We start from the raw sequence: 20,961 nt of genomic DNA, 5'->3' as shown, positions 1-20,961 counted from the left end.
GACGAAAGGACTTAAACCATGGCCGCAAAACCATTTTTCCGCCGCCGCAAGGTCTGCCCATTCTCGGGCGACAACGCGCCGAAGATCGACTATAAAGACACCCGTCTGCTGCAGCGCTACATCTCTGAGCGTGGCAAGATCGTTCCTTCGCGCATCACCGCCGTTTCGGCGAAAAAGCAGCGTGAACTGGCTCGTGCTATCAAGCGCGCCCGCTTCCTCGCCCTGCTGCCCTACGCCGTGAAGTAAGGAGAGACTGACATGCAAGTTATCCTGCTGGAACGCGTTGCGAAACTGGGTCAGATGGGCGACGTCGTTGACGTCAAGTCTGGCTACGCCCGCAACTTCCTGCTGCCCCAGGGCAAAGCCCTGAGCGCGTCCGAAGCGAACATCGCCTCGTTCGAAGCCCGCAAGGCGCAGCTTGAGGCGCATAACCTGGAAACCAAGAAAGAAGCTGAAGCACTGGCTGAAAAGCTGGACGGTCAGCAGTTCGTTGTGATTCGCTCGGCATCGGATGCCGGCGCGCTCTACGGCTCGGTCACCCCGCGTGACGCCGCAGACGCCGCGACCGAGGCGGGTTTCACCGTCGACAAGAAACAGATCGCCCTGATCGCACCGATCAAGGAACTGGGTCTGCACTCGCTGGCAGTCAAACTGCACCCCGAGGTCGAAGTTGAGATCAAGATGAACGTCGCCCGTTCGGAAGAAGAAGCCGAACTGCAGGCGTCGGGCAAGTCAATTCAGGAACTGGCTGCTGAAGAAGAAGCCGCTGCTGAATTCGAGATCGCCGAACTGTTTGACGATATCGGCTCGGCCGCGTCGGAAGACGAAGATCTGGTCGTCGAGGACGCTCCGGCTGACGAAGACGAAGCCAAAGCCTGATCCGGCGACGCCTTGAACGTATAAGGGGCCGCGCGGTTGCGTGGCCCTTTTTCATTCGGCGGTGAAACCGGCAGATTTCAGCCGAGCTTCGCACCGCCCTTGCGATCGCGCCGGTGATCCATATCATCGGCCTTCGCAATCAGGAGCATTTGCATGACCCCTCTCCTTCGCCGTACCGTGTTGACTTGGTTGGTTTTTGCCCCACTTGCCGCGTGCAGTGGCCCCGATACGCCCAGCCGGGGAGATACGTTCGATCCGCCGCTCTATCCCAATGAAACGCCCGAGTTGCGCGCCTCGATCAACAAATGGGCAGACCACTACGAATTGCCGCGCGAACTGGTGCACAAGCTGGCCATCCGCGAAAGCACCCACCGTCCCTGGGCCGTGAACCGGCCCTACTACGGACTGCTGCAGATCCTGCCCGCCACCGCCCGCTCGATGGGATATACCGGCAATGCGCAGGGGCTGTTGGATGCTGACACCAATCTGGAATTTGCAGGCAAATACCTGCGTGGCGCATGGTTGCTATCGGACGGTGATCAGCAACGCGCGATCTTCCTCTATGCCAAGGGCTACTACCCCGAGGCGAAAAAGCGCGGGATGCTGGTCGAGACCGGTTTGGTTCCGGCTGAATGACCCGATATTTGTGAGCTTCATCTTGGCACCAGAGCATAAGAACAGTGACAATTTTGCTTTATTGTCTAAAGCTCAGCCTAAAAGCATAGACGAATGCCCCTATATCTTGTGATACGCTTGAAAATGTGCTGTCGTAATCTTCGCTAGATAAAAGTAGGGTTCACTCTAGGTTAAGTTGCGGGTTCGAAAGCACCACCGGACCATAGTACAAACCATAGTCTGTAGGCGAAGAATGGAGATAATCGATCTAAGTACGCTGCCAAGCATCGAAACTCGGTACACCGAGTTTTTGAAACAGGTATGCGACAAGTTTGAAATGGACCATGCAGCCTATGCCGGTATGAACCCGTCAGAGGGCAAAGTTGCTGGCCACGTCACCTACAATGACGATTGGAAAGAGCACTACCAGAAACACGATCTGGTAATGATCGACCCAACCCTGCACGTGGCCAAACGCAGCATTGCGCCGGTTGACTGGAGCCGACTGGAACGCAACCCTAACTTCCAGCGCGTCTTTCGGGACGCACATGATTTTGGCCTTCCCAGTCAAGGGGTTACCATTCCGGTTCGCGGCCCCTATGGCGATATCGGTTTTCTGAGCGTAACCCGCGATTGCACAAAAGAAGAGTGGGCCAAGCTCTATACTCATGTCATCGGTGACCTTCAGTCTATGGCGGTACATATCCACGACAACGTGATTACGTCCGATGAGTTCACGGGAACGCTGTATCATCCGAACCTCTCCACCCGCGAAGCCGAGATCCTTCAGTGGGTCGCAGCAGGGAAATCGCAGCAGGACATTGGCGATATCCTGTCAATCTCGCACCGCACCGTCGAGGTCCATCTGCGATCAAGCCGCGAAAAGCTTTGCGCACTGACCACGCCGCAGGCGGTAGGACGCGCCATCGCGGTCGGTCTCATCGGTACGGGTTAGGCCAAAAACAACACAATCTGAACAAAATACGGGAAACCCCCAATAGAATTTCTTCCCCGTCGAGGTAACCTTCTACTTACCGAATGACCACTCGAAGGGGGATGACATGATCATCGTAGTAGATGGGCTGAACAGACACGTGTTCGGCGAAATTCTTGACGAGATGTTCGAGTTGAGAGCACGCGTATTTGGCGAACGTCTTGGCTGGGAAGTAAAAATCAAAGACGGCAAAGAGATCGACGAGTTCGATCATTTGGATCCAACATACGTAATCGGGCTCGACGACGGGGGGAATGTCGTCGCCGCGGTACGTGCCTTGCAGACAACCGGCCCTCATATGCTGGCGGACGTATTCTCGGCCATTTTGGATGGTGAGCCGCCGATCCGAAGTGCGACGCTGTGGGAATCGACCCGGTTCTGCGTGGATACCCAGCGGTTGAAGCGCGGCGTCGGCGAAAACTCGCTGTCTTACGCCACCTGTGAACTGATGATTGGCTCGCTGGAATATGCGATCAAGGCAGGTGTTCAGGACATCGTGACGGTGATCGATCCCGTGATGGATCGGGTGCTCAAGCGCTCGAACTGTGCCCCCTACGACTATGTCGGGAAAACCGTGCCGATGGGCAAAGTCTCTGCCCTCGCAGCTCTGGTAGATTGTACTCAGGAACGCATCGACAGCCTGCGTGAGTTCGCCGGCATCCAGGACGATGTTTTCCTTGAAGAAGAGCAAGCGCTTGCTTTGTTCAACAAAAAGAAATTGGCAGAATCCAGTGTTGCAAACCGCAACCACCAGCCGTTGTCCGAGCTCGAGAAATACTTTGTCGAGCAGATGCACGCGGCGCGATCAGAGGCCGAAGTCAAAGATGTTCTGAAACTTATCGAAGCGCTTTCGGATCGGTTCACCCCCGAACAGAAAACCGCTTTGCTCCGAACCCCCCGTGCTTTAGCTCATGAGGCCTGACCCCCTCACCTCATAGCATAAAGCCACCCAAGCGGAGCCGTCCTTTCCAGACGGCTCCGTATTTTTGTGCCCCCACCATCGTTGGGGGAAAGAGGCTTACTCCTCTTCCAGCGCCTCAACGGCTTTTTGCAGGTCGTCCTTGCTGACTTCCTTGTCCGCGACCTGAGCCAGTTCGAACACATAATCGACGACCTTGTCCTCGAACAGCGGCGCGCGCAGTTGTTGCTGCATCTGGGCGTTCTGCTGCACGAACTCGAAGAACTGGCGTTCCTGACCCGGGTACTGACGCGCCTGGTTCATGATCGCCTGGGTCATCTCGGCATCGGTAACCTCAACCTCGGCCTTCTGGCCCAGCTCGGCCAGCAGCAGGCCCAGACGCACACGGCGCTCGGCCAGCTTGGTGTGCTCGTCGGTGGGCTCGATCGGATCGTGGTCGTGGCCTTCGACGTCGGGATTTTCCTCGTGCCACAGCTGATGTGCGATTTGCTTGGCCTCGGCCTCAACCAGCGACGGCGGCAGCTCGAACGAAACCTTCTCGTCCAGCACATCCAGCAGAGCACGCTTCATCACAGCGCGCGAGGCACCGGCATATTCAGCTTCGAGACGCTCGGCGATCTGGCCTTTCAGCGCGGCCAGATCCTCGGCGCCGAATTTCTTGGCCAGCTCATCGTCGACCTCAGCCGCGACGGGTTCCTTCACCTCTTTGACAGTGCAGGTGAAGACCGCGTCCTTACCCGCCAGATGCTCGGCACCGTATTCCTCGGGGAAGGTGACGTTGACGTCTTTTTCTTCCTCAGCCTTCACGCCAACCAGCTGCTCTTCGAAGCCGGGGATGAAGCTGTTGGAACCCAGAACCAGCGGATAGTCTTCGGCCGAACCGCCTTCAAACTCTTCACCGTCGACCTTGCCAACGAAATCGAACACGATCTGGTCGCCGTCCTTGGCTTTCGAACCCTTGCGGCGCGCTTTGAAGTTCTGCGCGGTCTCGGCCAGATTGTTCAGCGCCTCTTCGACTGCAGCGTCGTCAGCTTTGACAACCAGCTTCTCCAGTTCGACCGATTTCAGGTCAACCTCGGGGATGGCGGGCAGCGCCTCGTAGGACATCTCGACATGGACGTCGTCGCCTTCTTTCCAGTCCTCATTGGTCATCTTGACCTCGGGCTGCAGCGCAGGGCGGTCGCCGCTGTCTTCAAAGTGCTTGTTCATCGCACCGTCGATGGTTTCCTGCATCGCTTCGCCCAGCAGACGCTGGCCGAACTGCTTTTTCAGCAGCGCCATCGGCACCTTGCCTTTGCGGAAACCCTTCATTTCAACTTCGGGCTGCGCTTCGGTCAGCTTTTCGTTGACCTTGTCGTCCAGCTCGGCTGCGCTCACAACGATGTTGTAGCCGCGTTTCAGACCTTCGTTCAGCGTCTCGGTAACCTGCATTATGGTAGTCCCCATAGGATTCGGGGCGCGCAAAACGGGCGCGCCGGGCAAATTTGACGCCTTCTATTTGCCCAGCCGCCCGCGCGCAAGAGGCAAAGCCCGGATCAGCCCGGTTTTGCCTGCGCCACAGGTGAAAAAACGCCCCGGAACAGACCGGGGCGTTTGATCCTCGCGACGGCTTGCGATCAGAAGCGCCAGCGCGCGCCCAGAACCCACGCTTCGTTGTTGTCGAACGAGGTGCCGTCATCAAAGTCGTGGTTGCGATATTTCAGATAGGCATCGGTATTGATGCTGTCGATCCGCTGCACGACGGCGATACCCCAGGCCTTGGTGTCCGAACCATCGGTGACGAAATCGGAGCCGTCATAATAGTCGATGCCAATGCCGGTCTGGCCCCAGGAAACCCAATCGGCCTGATAGGCAATCTTGCCGTACCAGTAGTTCGGGTCAGACGCACCTTCGGCATCATCATCCCGCGTCCCGGCAGCAATGGTAAAGCTCAGCCCGTTCTGCAGCAGAACCGAGGCCGAGCCCAGCGTATCCTTCCGGTCTCCGCCGCCGCCATCACGCGAACGCACCGCATAGGCCAGCGCTGCGGCGAATTCGACGCCCCCGGCAAAGGTGTTGCGATAGTTCACGCCGATGTCGAAATAGTCGTCATCATCGCTGCTGGACAGGATGTTCTGACCATAGGCGATCCCGGCGGTGAACCCGCTGAAGCTGGGCGTGTCATAGCGAATGCGCCCCCGGCGCGGGCCGTCAAAGTTGCTGCTGGAATCCCCGACGGTAATATCGCTCAGCACGCCGTCGGTGGCGCGATAGAAAAAGGCACCGTTCTCGTCATTGGTAAAGGAATAGAGGGCGGTTCCAACATAAGACAGATCGACCTCGGCCGCGCCATCGGCAACCATGCTGCCCTGCCCGGCTGAAAACTTGCCGTAGGACCCTTCTAGCGAGAAATCGACATGCCGGATATCCTCGCGGCTCCAGCCGTCGTTGTTTGTCCCGTCCTGATTGGCCGTGCCGGTGCTGGGCAGTCCAAGACCGGTTTCAAAACGGAACATGAATTCACTGTTGCCATAGGGCTGCATCAGCCGAAGGCCAACGCGGCTGTTGGACAGGTCATTGTCCAGCAGTCGGGTTTCGGTCTCCTGCCCATCATCGACCGATACGATGGCCGGGTGAAGCTGCCCATACAGCAGCACATATCCGCCGGTGTTGTTTTCGTATTTCAACTCGGCGGCTGCGGGGATCGCGGTTGTTGCGACCAGCGCTGCAGTTATCGAAGTCAGCTTAATATTCACTGTCATATCATTCACCATGAATGGTTTTGTTTCAGGTCCTGCTCAAACGCCCCCGAAACACGAAATGGTTTCAATATCCCGCTGCCCTTATCCGGGCGGCATCGCCTATCCGCTACACAAAACGCCGGGAACTGCAGGGAATAATTTATTATCAACAATTTACATTCACGCGTGAGAGACCCCCGGCCGGTCTCTCTGATGAAGAGTGACGCTGCGCTCTGCCTGAAGCAAACACCCGTCACGTCCAACTTCGCCGCCAACCGGCGAACATTGCCGCTTTGACCTCCTGCCAGTCATTCTGGGCTTATAATAACTAAATATCAAGTTCTCTGAATACTGAAGGTAACTGCTCAGGCAGGTCTTCGGCGATCAGGCCCGGTCCGAATTGCCGTGCGCATTCGACATGCAACCAGGCGGCAGTTTCAGCGGCCTGCATAGGTTCAAACCCACGCGCCAGCAGCCCGGTGATGAACCCGGCAAGCACATCGCCCGACCCAGCTGTTGCCAGCCACGGCGCGGAACGCTCATACACCGCCGCATTGATCGAGCATCGCCCATCCAGCGCGGCAATCACCGTATCGGCTCCCTTGAACAGAACCACGCATCCCGCCCGCTCTGCAGCCGCGCGCGTGGCGTCAACCTTTGAACAGGCCGGTCCGCCGGTGGGAGTTGCCGACAACCTCTCTGCAATATCCGGGAACAGGCGGGTAAACTCGCCCTCGTGCGGGGTTAAGATGCACTGGTCGTGCAACTGGTCGAACAACACCTGAGGGTCATCGCTAAAGGCCGTCAGCGCATCGGCATCCAGCACCGTTGCTCGCCGCGCCGCCAGCACCGAACTTACCACATCACGGGCACGCTGCACCCCCAGCCCCGGACCCAGGCACAAGGCGTTCAGGCGTTGGTCCTGCAGAATGCCCGACAACCCTTCTGCATCCTCGACGCGGCGCATCATCAAGGCGGTGATCTGCCCCGCCACCTCAAGCTGCGCCGAAGGCGGCACGCCCAGCGTCACCAACCCGGCCCCGATCCGCAGCGCCCCCCGCGCCGCCAATCGGGCCGCGCCGGTCTTGCCAAGACCGCCCGACAGAACCAGCGCATGGCCGTGAGAGTATTTATGCTCACCACCGCCCTTCAAAAGCAGATCGCCATGAACCTGATCAACCAGCCTCACATCGCTGCCGCCTGCATCGTCCAGCCCAATATCGACGACCCGCAACGCCCCGCAATAATGCGGCCCGTCCGCAAGAAACTGTCCCACGCGCCCACGATGAAACGTAACCGTCAGAAAACCATAGACCGCGCCGAACTCGGTACTCAGCGCCCGCCCACTATCCATGCACAACCCGGTCGGAGCATCCACACACACCATACGACCAAAGGTTTCCCCCGCCGCATAGAGCTGCACCAGCGGCTCCAAAACCTCAGCCGCAGGCGCGCGCGTCAGACCAGCCCCAAATACCGCATCCACGTAAAGATCATACCCCGACAGCCCCGCAACCGCTGCCGCTGACCAGACCTCAACCTCTCCGACCGCGCACCACCGGTCATAGTTCACCCGCGCGTCCGGCGGCAGTTTCCGAGGGTCACCATAAAGGAACACATCCACGTCCCACCCCCGCTCCCGCAAAAGGCGCGCAACGACAAACCCGTCCCCACCGTTATTCCCCGGCCCGCACATCACCAAAGCGCGCAAGGGATCCCCTTCATCTGGCCCCAAATATCCCGGGGAGCGCGAGGGGCTGGCCCCTCGCTCGCGCAACGCCGGCCACTCCGAAAGAACCGCCTCGACAACACCCTGCCCAGCTCGCTCCATCAACTCCAGGCCAGAAACCTTGCCGGACGAAATCGCCGCCCGTTCGATCAGCCGCATCTGCGCTGCGGTCAGCAATTCCGCCATCTCACCCCTCCAGCGATTCAATTCTGATCATTTTTTACGCAATAAGGCCAAAATTTAATCCACCGCCCAATTTCACCGCACTGCAAACCACGCAAACCTGCAACCTTATTGCCGCCCGATCTTAGACGTGATCATTGCGTCCCTGACAACCATGCAAGGTGAGCCGGAATGAAAAAGATCGAAGCGATCATCAAGCCGTTCAAACTGGACGAAGTAAAAGAGGCACTGCAGGACGTAGGCGTCCAGGGCCTCAGCGTGATCGAGGTGAAAGGCTTCGGTCGTCAGAAAGGCCATACCGAGCTATATCGCGGCGCGGAATATGTCGTCGACTTTTTGCCCAAGGTGAAGGTCGAGGTCGTGCTGGACGACGATCAGGTCGACGCCGCGATCGAGGCCATCGTCGGTGCGGCAAAAACCGACAAGATCGGCGACGGCAAAATCTTTGTCTCGCCCGTCGAACAAGCCATTCGCATCCGTACCGGCGAGACCGGTTCGGAAGCCCTGTAATCTTACCCAATTCTCCAAGCAGAGGACCAAGAGAATGAGCAAGGACGCAGTTCTTCAGCTGATCAAGGACGAAGGCGCCGAATATGTCGACGTTCGTTTCACCGACCCGCGCGGCAAGCTTCAGCACGTGACCCTTATGGCCGATCAGGTCGATGAAGACTTCCTCGAAGAAGGCTTCATGTTCGACGGCTCGTCCATCGCGGGCTGGAAGTCGATTGAAGCCTCCGACATGAAACTGATGGTCGATACCGACAGCGCCTATGTCGATCCTTTCTATGCGGAAAAGACCATCTGCGTACATTGCTCGGTGGTCGAGCCAGACACCGGCGAAGCCTATGAGCGCGACCCGCGCGGCACCGCCCAGAAGGCCGAAGCCTACCTGAAAGCCTCGGGCATCGGCGACGTTGCCTATATGGGCCCCGAGGCCGAGTTCTTCCTGTTCGACGACGTCCGTTTCTCGAACAGCATCAACAAGGTATCCTACGAAGTTGATGCAACTGATGCGTCGTGGAACACCGATACCGAGTATGAGATGGGCAACATGGGCCATCGTCCCGGCGTCAAGGGTGGTTATTTCCCGGTCAACCCCATCGACGAAGCGCAGGACCTGCGGTCGGAAATGCTGTCGACCATGAAGCGTCTGGGCATGAAGGTCGACAAGCACCACCACGAGGTTGCGTCGTGCCAGCACGAGTTGGGCCTGATCTTCGACAGCCTGACCAAACAGGCCGACGAGCTGCAGAAATACAAGTATGTCATCCATAACGTTGCCCACGCCTACGGCAAATCGGCGACCTTCATGCCGAAGCCGATCGCGGGCGACAACGGCACCGGGATGCACGTGAATATGTCGATCTGGAAAGACGGCAAGCCCCTGTTCGCTGGCGACAAATACGCCGACCTGTCGGACGAGGCACTGTGGTTCATCGGCGGTGTTCTGAAGCACGCCAAGACGCTGAATGCCTTCACCAACCCGTCGACCAACAGCTACAAGCGTCTGATCCCGGGCTTTGAGGCCCCTGTCCTGCGCGCCTACTCGGCCCGTAACCGTTCGGGTTGTGTGCGTATTCCGTGGACCGAAAGCCCGAAAGCCAAGCGCGTTGAGGCTCGCTTCCCTGACCCAGCTGCGAACCCCTACTTGGCGTTTGCTGCGCTGCTGATGGCCGGTCTGGACGGCATCAAGAACAAGATCGATCCGGGCGAAGCTATGGACAAGAACCTGTACGATCTGCCTGCCGAAGAACTGGCCGACATCCCGACCGTATGTGGTTCGCTGCGTGAAGCCTTGGAAGCTCTGGCATCTGATCACGACTTCCTGTTGCAGGGCGACGTGTTCACCAAAGACCAGATCGACGGCTACATCGCGCTGAAGATGGAAGAGGTCGAAACCTACGAGCACACTCCGCACCCTGTAGAATACGGCATGTACTACAGCTGCTGATCAAGAATTTTCGACGAAAATTCTCGCAAGGGCGTCCGAACGGACGCCCTTGTTTCATCTGGCACGATCTTTCAAACTCGGATGACCCGAAACAGGAGAGATCGAATGCCCTCAGATGCCGCTTTCTCACAGTTTTCAGATTTCATCACCTCGACCGAAGACCTGGAACAGGTCGTCGGATCCCCGCTACCCCAGATCGTTGCGAAGGAAGTGCCAGCGCTGGATCAGATGTGCCGCGACTTCATCGCGACCTCGCCCTTTTGCCTGATCGCCTCGGCCAACCCGTCCGGGCATCTCGACATCTCGCCACGCGGCGATCCGGCGGGTTTTGTGCGGGTAATCTCGGACAGCCTGATCGCAATCCCCGACCGGCCCGGCAACAAGCGGGTGGATACGTTTCACAACGTCCTGCAAGACCCGCGCGTCAGCGTGATTTTCTTTGTCCCCGGCAAAATGGAGACCCTGCGCCTGCGCGGCACCGCCCGTCTTTGCACCGATCACGATCTGCTGCAATCCATGGCTGTGAACGCGCATCCGCCCAAGCTGGCCCTGCTGATCCATGTCCAGACGGTCTTTGCCCATTGCCCCAAATGCGTCATCCGCGGGAACTTGTGGCAGCCCGAGGCATGGCCGGACTCATCCCATCTGCCGAACATGAACGCGATGATGGTCAAACACGCCAAAATCGACAAAACTCCGGATGAATGGTTCGAAAGCCTGAAAGCCGCCGGAGAACTGGATTTGTACTAACCTGCCTTTTGGATTTACATATGCTTCGTCTTTTCCTCCTGACACTTGCCCTGACCGCCCCCAGCCTTGCCGCCTCAGCCCCATGCGGCAATACCAGCGCCGGGTTTGAAGCCTGGAAACAGGATTTCGCAAAACAGGCCAAGCGCGGGGGCGCAAAAAAGAAAGGGCTGCAGGCGCTTGCCCAGACGCAGTACGAGACGCGGACCATCGCGGCAGATCGCAATCAGAAGAGCTTTAAATACTCGCTCGATAAATTCATGCAGGTGCGCGGCGCAAACACGATTGTTGCGCAAGGGCGCAAGCGCAAAGCCCGCAACCCGCAATTCTATGCCGCGCTCGAGCGTCAGTACGGCGTGCCCGCCGGTGTTCTGATCGCCATCCACGGGATGGAAACCGGGTTCGGCGGTTTTATGGGCGACAGCCCGGTTGTGTCAGCAATCACCACGCTAGCCTATGATTGTCGCCGATCCGAATTCTTCATCCCGCACGCCATCGGAGCGCTGAAACTGGTGGATCAGGGCAGCCTTACCATGGCGACAAAAGGGGCAAAACATGGCGAGTTGGGCCATACGCAATTCCTGCCGGGTAACGCGCTGACCTATGGTGTCGACGCCACCGGGGACCGTCAGGTCGACTTTTACAACATGACAGACGCGCTGGCCTCGACCGCGAATTTTCTGCGTAAGAAAGGGTGGAAGCCGGGAAAAGGCTATCAACCCGGCGAGCCGAATTTTGCGGTCATACAGCAGTGGAACGCGGCCTCGGTCTATCAGCAATCCATCGCGATCATGGCGTGGCGAATCGATAACTGAGCCGGCCCCGCCTTTGACATGGCGCAACCCAGATTTGGCCACATTCCCGCCACATAGATTAACACCATCCTTTAATTTCTTGGTTTCCAAAGCGTAATCAATACCGAAGATTTCTGACTTTTTTCCCTTTCCGTCAAAATTTGCGCCAGATCGGCGGTTAACCTGTCGTGAGAATTATTACGGCGAAGGAACATGCTGTGACCTCAAAGCATAGCTATCACGGTGGTCTTCAGTTCAACGGCGCGGCGGACGGCGCGCTCAAGCGGTTCTGCGATGTGGTCACGGCCACGCTTGAGGATTATGGGCATCTGGTCGAGCGCAAGACGCTGCTGAGCCCATCCGAGGCCAGCATTGTCACCAGCCAGTATCTTGTACGCCTGACGCTGGACCCCTCCTCCGAGCAGACGGGCCGGTCCCATCACGAACGGATGGACCGGGCAGCAGGGTTGCGGACGCTGACCCGGCCTGCCGTATCCATGCTCGACAACCGTTTGGCGATCTCGATCAGCCCGGTGTCTAGCCTGCTGGATGACAGCGAGCTTTCCGAACTGATGCTTGTGGTGATCCTCTATCGCATGGTCGATATCTGTTCGACCCAACGGGTCGAGTGGCTGTCACCCAAGACCGTGCTGACGGTCGAGCAGTTCATGAGCGCATTCGATTCAATTGCGCCGCGCAAGCCCCGGAACCGCAAGCAGATTTTCGAAGCTGTCAGCGGACCCTTTGCAGGCCTTGATCTGCCCGAAGCAGATGAGGCCTTCGCCGAACCCAGTAAGCCGAACCCGCGCCCGATCCGGCTGAGCGACGAGCAACTGCTGAGCATCGCCTTTCGGACCGAAACCGAGACGACCCAGCCCCCCGAGGCCCCTGGGCAAGCGCCCGATGACCCCGAGCGCCCGAGCGATATCCTGCGGCTGACGAGCTGGGGAATGACCGGCGCGGTGGCCAGTGTGTCAGCCCCGATCGCCATTTCCATGGCCGCCGTCAACCTGATCCGGGGCGAGGATTTCCGCCTGAACACTCAGGTTCTGGCCTTCACGACGGCCATTTTTGGCCTGAACAGCACAAATGCCTTTGCCGAGGTCGCCAGCGTCCTGGGCATGTAAACGAATAACCGAGAAGACCCTCCTTGGAGGCCCCGCCGTCAGGCGGGGTTTTCCATTTGGGAGAGGCGTTCTGCGGCCATGACATAGGTGTGGATCGCAAACACCACGGCCTTGGTCTGCGGCAGCCGCAGCAGGGTCTGGCGTTCGCTGCGCAGATAGCGGGCTGTGCCTTTGTCGCGCGGGTCGCGGCGCTGATGCATGCTGCGGGGCTGGAACAGTTCGGCATCCTGATACCACAGCGCATTGAACCGCCACAGCGGGCGCCCGGGCTGAATGCCGTCGAACAGGCGCTGGACCCGGCGGGCGATGTTCTCGTCATAGGCGTCGACCGGCGTATGGATCGCAAGCAAGGGCCGCATGAATTTCTCGGACAGCCGCCAACTGGCCGGAAAGCACAGGATCGCCCCGGTCAGGACGTGTTCGTCCCCCTGTTTCTGCAGGATGCAGAAATCCTCCTGCACCAGATGGCACAACGTTTCGAGCGGGCGCGCTTGGTTAATGCGAACCTGAACTCCGTCAGGGCGCGTGACTTGATCGGACAGGCCCGCGTAGGCCTGCGCCAGCACGAGGTCCAGCAATTCCTGCGCCGGGGCCAACGCCTGCGCGCTTTGGGCCAGAACCTCGGCCCCGTGCTGCGCCAACAGACCCGCCCGCCGCTGCATCTGCGCTGCAAAGGCATCGTCGCGGTGCAGCCAGTTGTCCGGATCGGCCGGCCGCATCCCCGGCAAGGGGTTCGGGGCCAGCGGATCATAGGGGATTTCCAGCTGTAAGATCTCGGTCATGATGCAGCCATAACATCCCGTCCCAGCCCTGTCGGTCAAAAAGCGACGCCTATTCCGTCGCAAATCTCAAAGACGCGGCGTCAGGGGCTTTGCAGGCTGAAAGGGTAAGCAGCGAGGTCCGCCCGTGAACGAACACTACCGCGACAGCCGCAAGATTGACCCCAGCCGAGGCACTGTGCTGGGCGACGGCAGCCCCAATGACAATGACCGGATCGAGATCGGCCCCACGCAGCTTGCCTTTGACGAATGGACCGCTGCAGGCCTGCGCCTGCCCGATCTTGGGCGGATGCGGGAATACCGCTGGCGGCGGCTGACTCAAGGCATCGTTGCGCGCGGCTGGGGCGGTGTGCTGCTGTTTGATCCGCTCAACATCCGCTATGCGACTGACAGCACCAATATGCAGTTGTGGAACACACACAACCCGTTCCGGGCCGTGCTGGTCTGCGCCGACGGATACATGGTGATCTGGGACTACAAGAACTCTCCGTTTCTGTCGAAGTTCAACCCGCTGGTACGCGAGCAGCGCTCGGGCGCGGACCTGTTCTATTTCGACCGGGGTGACAAGGTCGATGTGGCTGCGGATGTGTTTGCAAACGAGGTGCGGATGCTGATCGATGCCCATGGCGGCAGTAACCGGCGGCTGGGTGTCGACAAGATCATGCTGCACGGGCTGCGCGCGCTTGAGGCGCAAGGGTTCGAGGTCATGGAAGGAGAGGAACTAACCGAGAAGACACGCGCCGTGAAGGGGCCGGATGAAATCCTCGCCATGCGCTGCGCCAGCTATGCCTGCGAAACCGCCGTGGCTGAAATGGAGCAGTTCGCGCGGGCCAATGTGGGCGATGGCAAGACGTCCGAGGATGACATCTGGGCGGTTCTGCACGCCGAGAACATTCGCCGGGGCGGCGAGTGGATCGAGACCCGTCTGCTGGCCTCGGGGCCGCGCACGAACCCGTGGTTTCAGGAATGCGGGCCCCGGATCACGCAGCAGAATGAGATCATCGCGTTCGATACGGACCTGATCGGGTCTTATGGCATTTGCGTCGATATCTCGCGGACGTGGTGGATCGGCGATGAAAAACCGCGCGCCGACATGATTTATGCCATGCAGCATGCACATGAACACATCATGACCAATATGGAGATGTTGAAACCCGGCGTCATGATCCCCGATCTGACGGCCAACACGCATCGGCTGGACGACAAGTTTCAGGCGCAGAAATACGGCTGCCTGATGCATGGGGTGGGTCTGTGCGACGAGTGGCCCTTGGTGGCCTATCCCGACAAGGCGGTTGAGGGGGCCTATGACTATCCGCTGGAACCGGGCATGGTGCTGTGTGTCGAGGCCGCGGTGGGTGAGGTTGGCGGTGATTTCTCGATCAAGCTGGAAGATCAGGTGCTTATCACCGAGGACGGGTATGAAAACTTGACAACCTATCCGTTTGACGAGCGGTTGATGGGTGCGCGCTAGGGGCCGGTCCACCGCGCATGCGCGCGGCAAACCGGGCGAGAGGCGCTGCCTCTCGCGCTCTCCGAAGTATTTTTGAACAGAAGAAGGATTGGGGCCGGTGGTCACCTCCGCGTGAGCGAGCGGCCTTGCGGGTTGAGATGTGGCGTTGGGCGGCACACTCTGTAGGGGAAGATACAGGAGTTTTTCCATGCCCACCGAACGCATCACCTTTGCCGGTCACGACGGCAGCCAGCTGGCCGCGCGCCTTGATCTGCCGGATGGGCCGGTTCTGGCGACGGCATTGTTTGCGCATTGTTTCACCTGTTCGAAGGATATTCCGGCAGCGCGGCGCATTTCGGCGCGGCTGGCGGCGATGGGAATTGCGGTGCTGCGGTTCGACTTTACCGGGCTGGGCCATTCAGGCGGCGAGTTTGCCAACACAACCTTTACCTCGAATGTCTCGGACCTGATTGCGGCGGCGCAGTATCTAGCGGGGCGCGACATGGCTCCGGCCCTGCTGATCGGGCATTCTCTCGGCGGGGCAGCGGTTTTGCGGGCGCGGGCGGGCATTCCCTCGGTCAAGGCTGTGGTGACGCTGGGGGCTCCGGCGGATCCGGGACACGTCTCGCATCATTTCGAGGCCGCTCTGCCCGAGATCGAAACCGAGGGAAGCGCCGAGGTGTCGTTGGGCGGGCGCCCGTTCCGGATCGGCAAGGCCTTTGTGGATGACATTTCAGAAGCCGCGCTGACCCCGTCCATTGCCGATCTGAAGGCTGCGCTGCTGATCTTGCACGCACCGCGTGATGAAACCGTCAGCATCGACAATGCCAGCGCCATCTTTCTGGCCGCCAAACATCCCAAGAGCTTTGTTACGCTCGATGATGCTGACCATCTGATCACCCGCGCGGCGGATGCCGAATATGCCGCCGATGTCATTGCCGCCTGGGTGTCGCGCTATGTCAAGCTCTGCCCGCCTGCCCCGCCGCCCGGCGCGCCCGAGGGCGTCGTGCGCGTGACCGAAGCCGATCCCGCGGGTTTCTTGCAGGACATCCAGTCGGGGCCACGCCATCATGCGGTGGCCGATGAGCCAGCCTCGTATGGCGGGACCGATCGGGGGATGTCGCCTTATGGCTTTGTGTCCTCGGGTCTAGGGGCCTGCACCTCAATGACAATCCGGATGTATGCCCGGCGCAAGCGGTGGCCGCTGACTGGGGTTACCGTGGATGTCTGCCACAACAAGGTGCACGCTCAGGATGCCGGTCTTGCGAGCGAGGGCAAGGTCGACCAGTTCCGCCGCAAAATCCGGCTGGAGGGCCCGCTGGATGCAGATCAGAAGGCGAGACTGCTGGAGATTGCGGATAAATGCCCCGTGCATCGCACCCTGGAAGGTAGTGCCCAGATCACCACCGAGTTGATTGCCTAAACGCGAAAGGGGGCCGCATTTGCAGCCCCCTTTACCTAACGCCGCCGCGGTGCCGGCCGGTGGATCGGCGGTCGCGCCGTCGGAGGGCGTGCCACGGGCGGGCGCGGACGGGCGGGCGGTTTGGCGACCGGCGGTTTCGGTCGCGCGGGCGGCTTCGAAACCGGAGGCTTGGGGCGGTCCGGACGGTCGGGCCGATTGATGTCGACGTCTATATCGACGTCGCGGTCATGGTAGTAATCATTCCACAGCAGTGAGTCATAGAACGGGTCGTACCCGTAACCGACGCCAACCGTGACCCCATCGCAGGCCGAGAGGGTCAGCGTTGCCACACCAAGGCCGAGGGCCAGAGCGGATCGTTTGAGCATTTTGCGTGTCATCCGGGCCTCCGTCACTTCAAGGACCGGAACGACGCGAAGACGTCGTTCAGATCGTCCACATAGGCCGGGTCGGCCCCATCCCGCAGGATCGCCACCGCGATGGCCACGCGGCCCTTTGGCAGGTCGATCACTGTCGCGGTAAAGTTCACTCCGCGCCCGTCCCGCCTGCCCGTGCCCCGGATCACCCGGGCGGGCTGACCGCCGATCCTTGTGTCGCTGGTGCCGCTGACGACCGGTTCTTTGACAAGGAACTTGTCGATATCCTCCAGATACCGGATTCCTCCTTGGATGTCGCTGACGCCTGCGGGCGAGACAAAGCCCATCCAGACCGCGTCATCCGTAAACGGCCTGATCCCCATGACCCTTGCGACGGCGCGCGCATCACCCAACTGGGTATCCTCGATCTCGCGCGGGCCTCCGGTGCGGACGGTCCAGAAATCGGGAACCTCGAAGCTGAACAGAGCCTGCCCTGCATCCGTGTAAGTAACAGGTGTATCGGCCCGGGCGGTGCCCGCAAGCCACAACGCGCCGCAAAGGGCGAGCGCTGATGTCAATGGAATACGCATATCTCAATAACCTGATGGTTTCTCAGGTCTCAGATTGAACTGTGGTTGCCGCCTTTGTCCAGTATGACGTTGGAGGCGCAACGAAAAACCCGCACCCGAGGCTCTCGGATGCGGGTTCGGATTTTGCCAGAACAGCGTTGGATCAGGTGCGGGCGTCGCCCACCAGCTTCCACAGGCCGGGGATCAGCAGCGCGGCCAGCGCCAGCTTGATCACATCACCGACCAGGAAGGGCGTCAGGCCCCATTCCAGGATCGGCTTGTCCCAGCCGTAAAGCTGACCCAGCCACAGCAGGCCGGGGACATAGATCAGGACGTTGGCCAGAACCAGCGCCAGCGCCAGCTTGCCAACCGAACGGTCCCAGCCGCGCGCGGCCAGAGCGCCCAGCGCCAGTACCGCCAGAACATAGCCGACCAGATAGCCGCCAGTGCCGCCCATCATGTAGGTCAGGCCAAATTTCTCGGCCGAGGACCCTGCGAAAACGTCAAAGCCCAGCGCGCCGACCAGCAGGTAGCCCAGCATGGTGATCAGGCCCAGACGCGCGCCATAGGCGGTGCCGATGGTCAGCACGGCGAAGGTGCCCATGGTGATCGGAACCGGCCACATCGGAACCTTGATCTTGGCGGCCACGGCCAGCGCCACGATGCCCAGAGCAACCAGAACCACCTGTTTGACGCGCAGCGCCGTCCCCTCACGCGGGCCAAAGGCATTGGCCAGAACGTTTGCATTCATGTTGTTTTCTCCACTTGTGGACTTATTTGCAGGTGCAGCAATGCCCGTTCCGGGGCGGTGCTGCAAGATGATTACGCTATCGCCGCGTATATTTGGTCTCCATTTCATAGGATTTTCGCGGTCCCGACACGGTCCAGCGCACCGTCCAGCGCGGCCATCCCGTGAAATCGTATAATGCATCATAGCTGTCAGGCGGGCAATCGTGATGGTCTTCGGGCCGGCCCTGCCCCAGTTGCAGCGTGTGAAAATACCGGTCGTCGTCGAAATGAATGGCGATCCGGTCGCCCGATGCGCGCCACAGATACCGGCGTGTCCCGGTCATCTCGGGTTGCCCGGGAATGTGCAGGGTGACGGTTTCGTCATAGATCAGCTCGTCACCCTCGGGCCTCAGGACCGCGCGGCCATCGGCCTGAACCACCTGTCCTGCGCGGGCATCGCGGATCAACCGCTCAAGGCTCCAGTTGCCTTTGAAATCGGACAGGGTTTCAGGCAGGCTCACCGGGCATACACCCCGTCCGTTGTGCCACCGGCCTGATCCACAAACCGGATCGTGTCGCCGCTTTGCCGGACATCATAGCAGGCCCACAGCTCTGACGGCGGCCAGAGCGAACAATATTGATCACCCCGCACCGCCCACCGCCCCGCGCTGGGACGACCCGAGAAATACTGGGTCAGCATCGACCCATCAAAACGCTGCCAGATACCCCCACCATAGTCGAGCTTTCGGTCGGTCAGTGCCTGCAGGATTTCATCTCCGCTCAACGCGCGGAACTCTTCTGCGGCCAGAACACCCGGCCAGAGCAATAAAATCAGGGCAAACCGTCTCATAACAGCACTCGCGCCTTGTTCCCGCAGACCTGCGCGGCTAAACCCCGCGCCAACGCCTCATCCCAATCACAAAAAGGTGCTGCCGCCAATGATTCCCCGCTATTCCCGCCCCGACATGGTCGCCATCTGGTCGCCCGAGACCAAGTTCCGCATCTGGTACGAGATCGAAGCCCATGCTTGCGATGCCATGGCCGATCTGGGCGTGATCCCGCGCGAAAATGCTGAGGCCGTGTGGAAAGCCAAGGACGTGGAATTCGACGTGGCCCGCATTGATGAGATCGAAGCGGTCACCAAGCACGATGTCATCGCCTTCCTCACCCATCTGGCCGAGCATGTGGGCAGCGACGAAGCCCGTTTTGTGCATCAGGGTATGACCAGCTCGGACGTGCTGGACACCTGTTTCAACGTGCAGCTGACCCGCGCCGCCGACATTCTGATCGCCGATCTCGAAGGTCTGCTGGCCGCCCTGAAGCGCCGCGCTTATGAGCATAAGGAAACCGTTCGCATCGGCCGCAGCCACGGCATCCACGCCGAGCCGACCACAATGGGTCTGACCTTCGCCCGTTTCTACGCCGAGATGGATCGCAACCTGTCCCGCATGCGCGACGCCCGCGCCGAGATCGCCACTGGTGCGATCAGCGGCGCGGTCGGCACCTTCGCCAATATCGACCCTCAGGTCGAGGAACACGTCTGCGACAAGTTGGGGCTGGTGCCCGAGCCGATCAGCACTCAGGTCATCCCCCGCGACCGTCACGCGGCCTTCTTTGCCACGTTGGGCGTCATCGCCAGCAGCATCGAAAACATCGCCATCGAAGTGCGCCACATGCAGCGGACCGAGGTTCTGGAGGCCGAGGAGTTCTTCTCGAAAGGTCAAAAGGGCTCATCCGCGATGCCGCACAAGCGCAACCCGGTCCTGACCGAAAACCTGACCGGTCTGGCCCGTCTTGTCCGCATGGCCGTCGTCCCCGCGATGGAGAACGTGGCCCTGTGGCACGAGCGTGACATCTCGCACTCGTCGGTCGAACGTAACATCGGTCCCGACGCCACGATCACGCTGGACTTCGCACTGGCCCGCCTGACCAGCGTGGTCGACAAGCTGGTTGTCTACCCCGAAAACATGCTGGCCAACATGAACAAGTTCCGCGGTCTGGTGATGAGTCAGCGCGTGCTGCTGGCCCTCACGCAGGCTGGTGTCAGCCGCGAGGATGCCTATCGTCTGGTCCAGCGCAATGCGATGAAGGTCTGGGAAGAAGGCAAAGATTTCAAAACCGAGCTTCTGGCTGACGCAGATGTGACCGCCGCGCTGAGCGCCGAAGAGATCGAGGAAAAATTCGATCTGGGCTACCACACCAAGCATGTCGACACGATTTTTGCACGTGTTTTCGGCGACTAATACCTGAAACTTCCACCAAGGGCCCGTGCGGACGCCTCCGCGCGGGCCCTTGTTTTTTGGGCGGACGGGTGTCCCACGATCTCGGGTTTCCCCCGGTCGTGAATAAAAGCGAGCCACAAGTTGTTAGCTTTTACACAGAACACGCTATGATTTAACCAAGCAGACCAGTGATCGGAGACCCGTTATGCGCCTCGTATTTGCCTCGGCCATTGCCCTTCAGGCCTTTACCTTTGCCCCTATGGCCCTTGCAGCGGGCGGTGGCGACAGCAGCCCGCCCAAGCCGACCAACACCACCAAGAAGTGCCTGTTCGGGCGCGTCTATGACGCTGATCGTGGGCGCTGCGTGAAGCCGAACCAATCCAATCTGACCGAAGACCAACTGTACGAAGCTGTGCGCGAGCTGGCCTATGACGGGCAGTACGAGAATGCTCAGGGCATTCTGCGCATCATGGATCAGGAAGATGACCGGGTTCAGACCTATTGGGGCTTCACCTATCGCAAGATGGGCGAGATTGAACTGGCCAATGCCTTCTATCAGCAAGCCATCGACAGCAACCCCGACAACATTCTGGCCCGCAGCTATATGGGTCAGGGCTTTGTCGCGGAAGGCAAGACCGAACTGGCCATCGACCAATGGCGCGAGATCAAGGCGCGTGGCGGTGAAGGCACCTGGGCCGAGGCATCGCTGCGCGAGGCGATCCGCACCGGGCTGACCTACAGCTACTGAGTTTCAGGGTTTCTTTACCCGACTCGACCT

General features: G+C 59.9%; 23 protein-coding genes. 14 read left to right on the top strand and 9 right to left on the bottom strand.

The genetic code is table 11. The features are described 5' to 3' along the window. Positions 1 to 18: 18 nt before the first annotated feature. The 5 genes from rpsR to ACR0J1_RS00920 all read left to right on the top strand — a co-directional run bounded on the left by rpsR (position 19) and on the right by ACR0J1_RS00920 (position 3,410). On the top strand, positions 19 to 246 hold the full coding sequence (gene rpsR / locus ACR0J1_RS00940; RefSeq protein ID WP_005982441.1) for a 30S ribosomal protein S18: 228 nt from the start codon (positions 19 to 21) through the stop codon (positions 244 to 246). A 12-nt stretch (positions 247 to 258) separates the two neighbouring features. Beyond that, a complete protein-coding gene (gene rplI / locus ACR0J1_RS00935) occupies positions 259 to 879 on the top strand; it encodes a 50S ribosomal protein L9 (protein WP_480730126.1) in 621 nt (206 codons plus the stop codon). A gap of 153 nt (positions 880 to 1,032) precedes the next feature. Beyond that, positions 1,033 to 1,515, top strand: a complete 483-nt coding sequence (locus ACR0J1_RS00930; protein ID WP_480730128.1) for a transglycosylase SLT domain-containing protein — start codon at positions 1,033 to 1,035, stop codon at positions 1,513 to 1,515. A 232-nt stretch (positions 1,516 to 1,747) separates the two neighbouring features. Continuing rightward, on the top strand, positions 1,748 to 2,449 hold the full coding sequence (locus ACR0J1_RS00925) for an autoinducer binding domain-containing protein (protein WP_480730130.1): 702 nt from the start codon (positions 1,748 to 1,750) through the stop codon (positions 2,447 to 2,449). A gap of 106 nt (positions 2,450 to 2,555) precedes the next feature. After that, complete coding sequence (locus ACR0J1_RS00920; protein WP_480730132.1) at positions 2,556 to 3,410, top strand: acyl-homoserine-lactone synthase; 855 nt, start codon at positions 2,556 to 2,558, stop codon at positions 3,408 to 3,410. A 96-nt stretch (positions 3,411 to 3,506) separates the two neighbouring features. Here the strand turns inward: ACR0J1_RS00920 and tig are convergent, their stop codons facing one another. The 3 genes from tig to ACR0J1_RS00905 form a co-directional block, all read right to left on the bottom strand. After that, positions 3,507 to 4,838 (bottom strand): trigger factor, encoded by a 1,332-nt coding sequence (gene tig / locus ACR0J1_RS00915; protein WP_480730133.1) that lies wholly within the window; start codon positions 4,836 to 4,838, stop codon positions 3,507 to 3,509. Between the two features lie 185 nt (positions 4,839 to 5,023). Then, the gene (locus ACR0J1_RS00910; protein ID WP_480528736.1) at positions 5,024 to 6,148 is read right to left on the bottom strand and encodes a porin; all 1,125 of its coding nucleotides are present in this window, start codon (positions 6,146 to 6,148) and stop codon (positions 5,024 to 5,026) included. Between the two features lie 307 nt (positions 6,149 to 6,455). Then, positions 6,456 to 8,042: an NAD(P)H-hydrate dehydratase gene (locus ACR0J1_RS00905; RefSeq protein ID WP_480730134.1), complete on the bottom strand. Its 1,587-nt coding sequence runs from the start codon at positions 8,040 to 8,042 to the stop codon at positions 6,456 to 6,458. 168 nt (positions 8,043 to 8,210) lie between these two features. Here ACR0J1_RS00905 and ACR0J1_RS00900 point away from each other — a divergent pair, with 168 nt between their 5' ends. The 5 genes from ACR0J1_RS00900 to ACR0J1_RS00880 all read left to right on the top strand — a co-directional run bounded on the left by ACR0J1_RS00900 (position 8,211) and on the right by ACR0J1_RS00880 (position 12,658). Next, a complete protein-coding gene (locus ACR0J1_RS00900; RefSeq protein WP_480469443.1) occupies positions 8,211 to 8,549 on the top strand; it encodes a P-II family nitrogen regulator in 339 nt (112 codons plus the stop codon). Positions 8,550 to 8,583: 34 nt separating this feature from the next. Next, the gene (glnA, locus tag ACR0J1_RS00895; RefSeq protein WP_480730135.1) at positions 8,584 to 9,990 is read left to right on the top strand and encodes a type I glutamate--ammonia ligase; all 1,407 of its coding nucleotides are present in this window, start codon (positions 8,584 to 8,586) and stop codon (positions 9,988 to 9,990) included. A 105-nt stretch (positions 9,991 to 10,095) separates the two neighbouring features. Further along, on the top strand, positions 10,096 to 10,740 hold the full coding sequence (locus ACR0J1_RS00890; protein ID WP_480730136.1) for an MSMEG_1061 family FMN-dependent PPOX-type flavoprotein: 645 nt from the start codon (positions 10,096 to 10,098) through the stop codon (positions 10,738 to 10,740). Between the two features lie 20 nt (positions 10,741 to 10,760). Further along, a complete protein-coding gene (locus tag ACR0J1_RS00885) occupies positions 10,761 to 11,552 on the top strand; it encodes a lytic murein transglycosylase (RefSeq protein WP_480730137.1) in 792 nt (263 codons plus the stop codon). A 197-nt stretch (positions 11,553 to 11,749) separates the two neighbouring features. Next, positions 11,750 to 12,658, top strand: a complete 909-nt coding sequence (locus ACR0J1_RS00880) for a hypothetical protein (protein ID WP_480730139.1) — start codon at positions 11,750 to 11,752, stop codon at positions 12,656 to 12,658. A 38-nt stretch (positions 12,659 to 12,696) separates the two neighbouring features. On the opposite strand, the gene ACR0J1_RS00875 is transcribed toward ACR0J1_RS00880, so the two are convergent. Beyond that, complete coding sequence (locus ACR0J1_RS00875; RefSeq protein WP_480730140.1) at positions 12,697 to 13,440, bottom strand: heme-dependent oxidative N-demethylase family protein; 744 nt, start codon at positions 13,438 to 13,440, stop codon at positions 12,697 to 12,699. A gap of 124 nt (positions 13,441 to 13,564) precedes the next feature. Here ACR0J1_RS00875 and dddP point away from each other — a divergent pair, with 124 nt between their 5' ends. Together dddP and ACR0J1_RS00865 are read left to right on the top strand one after the other, a co-directional pair. Then, positions 13,565 to 14,908 (top strand): dimethylsulfonioproprionate lyase DddP, encoded by a 1,344-nt coding sequence (gene dddP / locus ACR0J1_RS00870; RefSeq protein WP_480730142.1) that lies wholly within the window; start codon positions 13,565 to 13,567, stop codon positions 14,906 to 14,908. A 187-nt stretch (positions 14,909 to 15,095) separates the two neighbouring features. After that, the gene (locus tag ACR0J1_RS00865) at positions 15,096 to 16,310 is read left to right on the top strand and encodes a bifunctional alpha/beta hydrolase/OsmC family protein (protein ID WP_480730143.1); all 1,215 of its coding nucleotides are present in this window, start codon (positions 15,096 to 15,098) and stop codon (positions 16,308 to 16,310) included. A 35-nt stretch (positions 16,311 to 16,345) separates the two neighbouring features. On the opposite strand, the gene ACR0J1_RS00860 is transcribed toward ACR0J1_RS00865, so the two are convergent. From ACR0J1_RS00860 to ACR0J1_RS00840, 5 genes are all read right to left on the bottom strand, one after another. Next, positions 16,346 to 16,687, bottom strand: a complete 342-nt coding sequence (locus tag ACR0J1_RS00860) for a hypothetical protein (protein WP_480730144.1) — start codon at positions 16,685 to 16,687, stop codon at positions 16,346 to 16,348. An 11-nt stretch (positions 16,688 to 16,698) separates the two neighbouring features. Next, the gene (locus ACR0J1_RS00855) at positions 16,699 to 17,253 is read right to left on the bottom strand and encodes a hypothetical protein (protein ID WP_480730146.1); all 555 of its coding nucleotides are present in this window, start codon (positions 17,251 to 17,253) and stop codon (positions 16,699 to 16,701) included. 142 nt (positions 17,254 to 17,395) lie between these two features. Continuing rightward, positions 17,396 to 17,983: a biotin transporter BioY gene (locus ACR0J1_RS00850; protein ID WP_480730148.1), complete on the bottom strand. Its 588-nt coding sequence runs from the start codon at positions 17,981 to 17,983 to the stop codon at positions 17,396 to 17,398. A 76-nt stretch (positions 17,984 to 18,059) separates the two neighbouring features. Beyond that, the gene (locus tag ACR0J1_RS00845) at positions 18,060 to 18,482 is read right to left on the bottom strand and encodes a DUF6314 family protein (RefSeq protein WP_480730149.1); all 423 of its coding nucleotides are present in this window, start codon (positions 18,480 to 18,482) and stop codon (positions 18,060 to 18,062) included. Continuing rightward, positions 18,479 to 18,811 carry a hypothetical protein gene (locus ACR0J1_RS00840; protein ID WP_480730151.1) on the bottom strand — a complete coding sequence of 111 codons (333 nt, stop codon included), beginning with the start codon at positions 18,809 to 18,811 and terminating at the stop codon, positions 18,479 to 18,481. The genes ACR0J1_RS00845 and ACR0J1_RS00840 overlap by 4 nt, the downstream gene beginning before the upstream one ends. Before the next feature lie 88 nt (positions 18,812 to 18,899). Between ACR0J1_RS00840 and purB the strand changes: the two genes are divergently transcribed. Further along, positions 18,900 to 20,204 (top strand): adenylosuccinate lyase, encoded by a 1,305-nt coding sequence (gene purB, locus ACR0J1_RS00835; RefSeq protein ID WP_480730153.1) that lies wholly within the window; start codon positions 18,900 to 18,902, stop codon positions 20,202 to 20,204. A 184-nt stretch (positions 20,205 to 20,388) separates the two neighbouring features. After that, on the top strand, positions 20,389 to 20,931 hold the full coding sequence (locus ACR0J1_RS00830) for a tetratricopeptide repeat protein (RefSeq protein ID WP_480730155.1): 543 nt from the start codon (positions 20,389 to 20,391) through the stop codon (positions 20,929 to 20,931). Positions 20,932 to 20,961 lie beyond the last annotated feature (30 nt).

This window comes from Ruegeria sp. CJ3 (assembly GCF_056536725.1).
The sequence above is the reverse complement of the archived record's forward strand: the minus strand, read 5'-3'. Positions and strand labels throughout refer to the sequence as shown.

Bases quoted from the DNA above. Each gene is read 5' to 3' on its own strand.
- ACR0J1_RS00885 (WP_480730137.1), top strand. From the start codon at position 10,761: ATGCTTCGTCTTTTCCTCCTGACACTTGCCCTGACCGCCCCCAGCCTT.
- ACR0J1_RS00865 (WP_480730143.1), top strand. From the start codon at position 15,096: ATGCCCACCGAACGCATCACCTTTGCCGGTCACGACGGCAGCCAGCTG.
- ACR0J1_RS00855 (WP_480730146.1), bottom strand. From the start codon at position 17,253: ATGCGTATTCCATTGACATCAGCGCTCGCCCTTTGCGGCGCGTTGTGG.
- ACR0J1_RS00925 (WP_480730130.1), top strand. From the start codon at position 1,748: ATGGAGATAATCGATCTAAGTACGCTGCCAAGCATCGAAACTCGGTAC.
- purB (WP_480730153.1), top strand. From the start codon at position 18,900: ATGATTCCCCGCTATTCCCGCCCCGACATGGTCGCCATCTGGTCGCCC.
- ACR0J1_RS00910 (WP_480528736.1), bottom strand. From the start codon at position 6,148: ATGACAGTGAATATTAAGCTGACTTCGATAACTGCAGCGCTGGTCGCA.
- ACR0J1_RS00875 (WP_480730140.1), bottom strand. From the start codon at position 13,440: ATGACCGAGATCTTACAGCTGGAAATCCCCTATGATCCGCTGGCCCCG.
- ACR0J1_RS00900 (WP_480469443.1), top strand. From the start codon at position 8,211: ATGAAAAAGATCGAAGCGATCATCAAGCCGTTCAAACTGGACGAAGTA.
- ACR0J1_RS00890 (WP_480730136.1), top strand. From the start codon at position 10,096: ATGCCCTCAGATGCCGCTTTCTCACAGTTTTCAGATTTCATCACCTCG.
- ACR0J1_RS00860 (WP_480730144.1), bottom strand. From the start codon at position 16,687: ATGACACGCAAAATGCTCAAACGATCCGCTCTGGCCCTCGGCCTTGGT.
- rpsR (WP_005982441.1), top strand. From the start codon at position 19: ATGGCCGCAAAACCATTTTTCCGCCGCCGCAAGGTCTGCCCATTCTCG.
- tig (WP_480730133.1), bottom strand. From the start codon at position 4,838: ATGCAGGTTACCGAGACGCTGAACGAAGGTCTGAAACGCGGCTACAAC.
- glnA (WP_480730135.1), top strand. From the start codon at position 8,584: ATGAGCAAGGACGCAGTTCTTCAGCTGATCAAGGACGAAGGCGCCGAA.
- ACR0J1_RS00920 (WP_480730132.1), top strand. From the start codon at position 2,556: ATGATCATCGTAGTAGATGGGCTGAACAGACACGTGTTCGGCGAAATT.
- ACR0J1_RS00850 (WP_480730148.1), bottom strand. From the start codon at position 17,983: ATGAATGCAAACGTTCTGGCCAATGCCTTTGGCCCGCGTGAGGGGACG.
- ACR0J1_RS00905 (WP_480730134.1), bottom strand. From the start codon at position 8,042: ATGGCGGAATTGCTGACCGCAGCGCAGATGCGGCTGATCGAACGGGCG.
- ACR0J1_RS00930 (WP_480730128.1), top strand. From the start codon at position 1,033: ATGACCCCTCTCCTTCGCCGTACCGTGTTGACTTGGTTGGTTTTTGCC.
- ACR0J1_RS00830 (WP_480730155.1), top strand. From the start codon at position 20,389: ATGCGCCTCGTATTTGCCTCGGCCATTGCCCTTCAGGCCTTTACCTTT.
- ACR0J1_RS00840 (WP_480730151.1), bottom strand. From the start codon at position 18,811: ATGAGACGGTTTGCCCTGATTTTATTGCTCTGGCCGGGTGTTCTGGCC.
- rplI (WP_480730126.1), top strand. From the start codon at position 259: ATGCAAGTTATCCTGCTGGAACGCGTTGCGAAACTGGGTCAGATGGGC.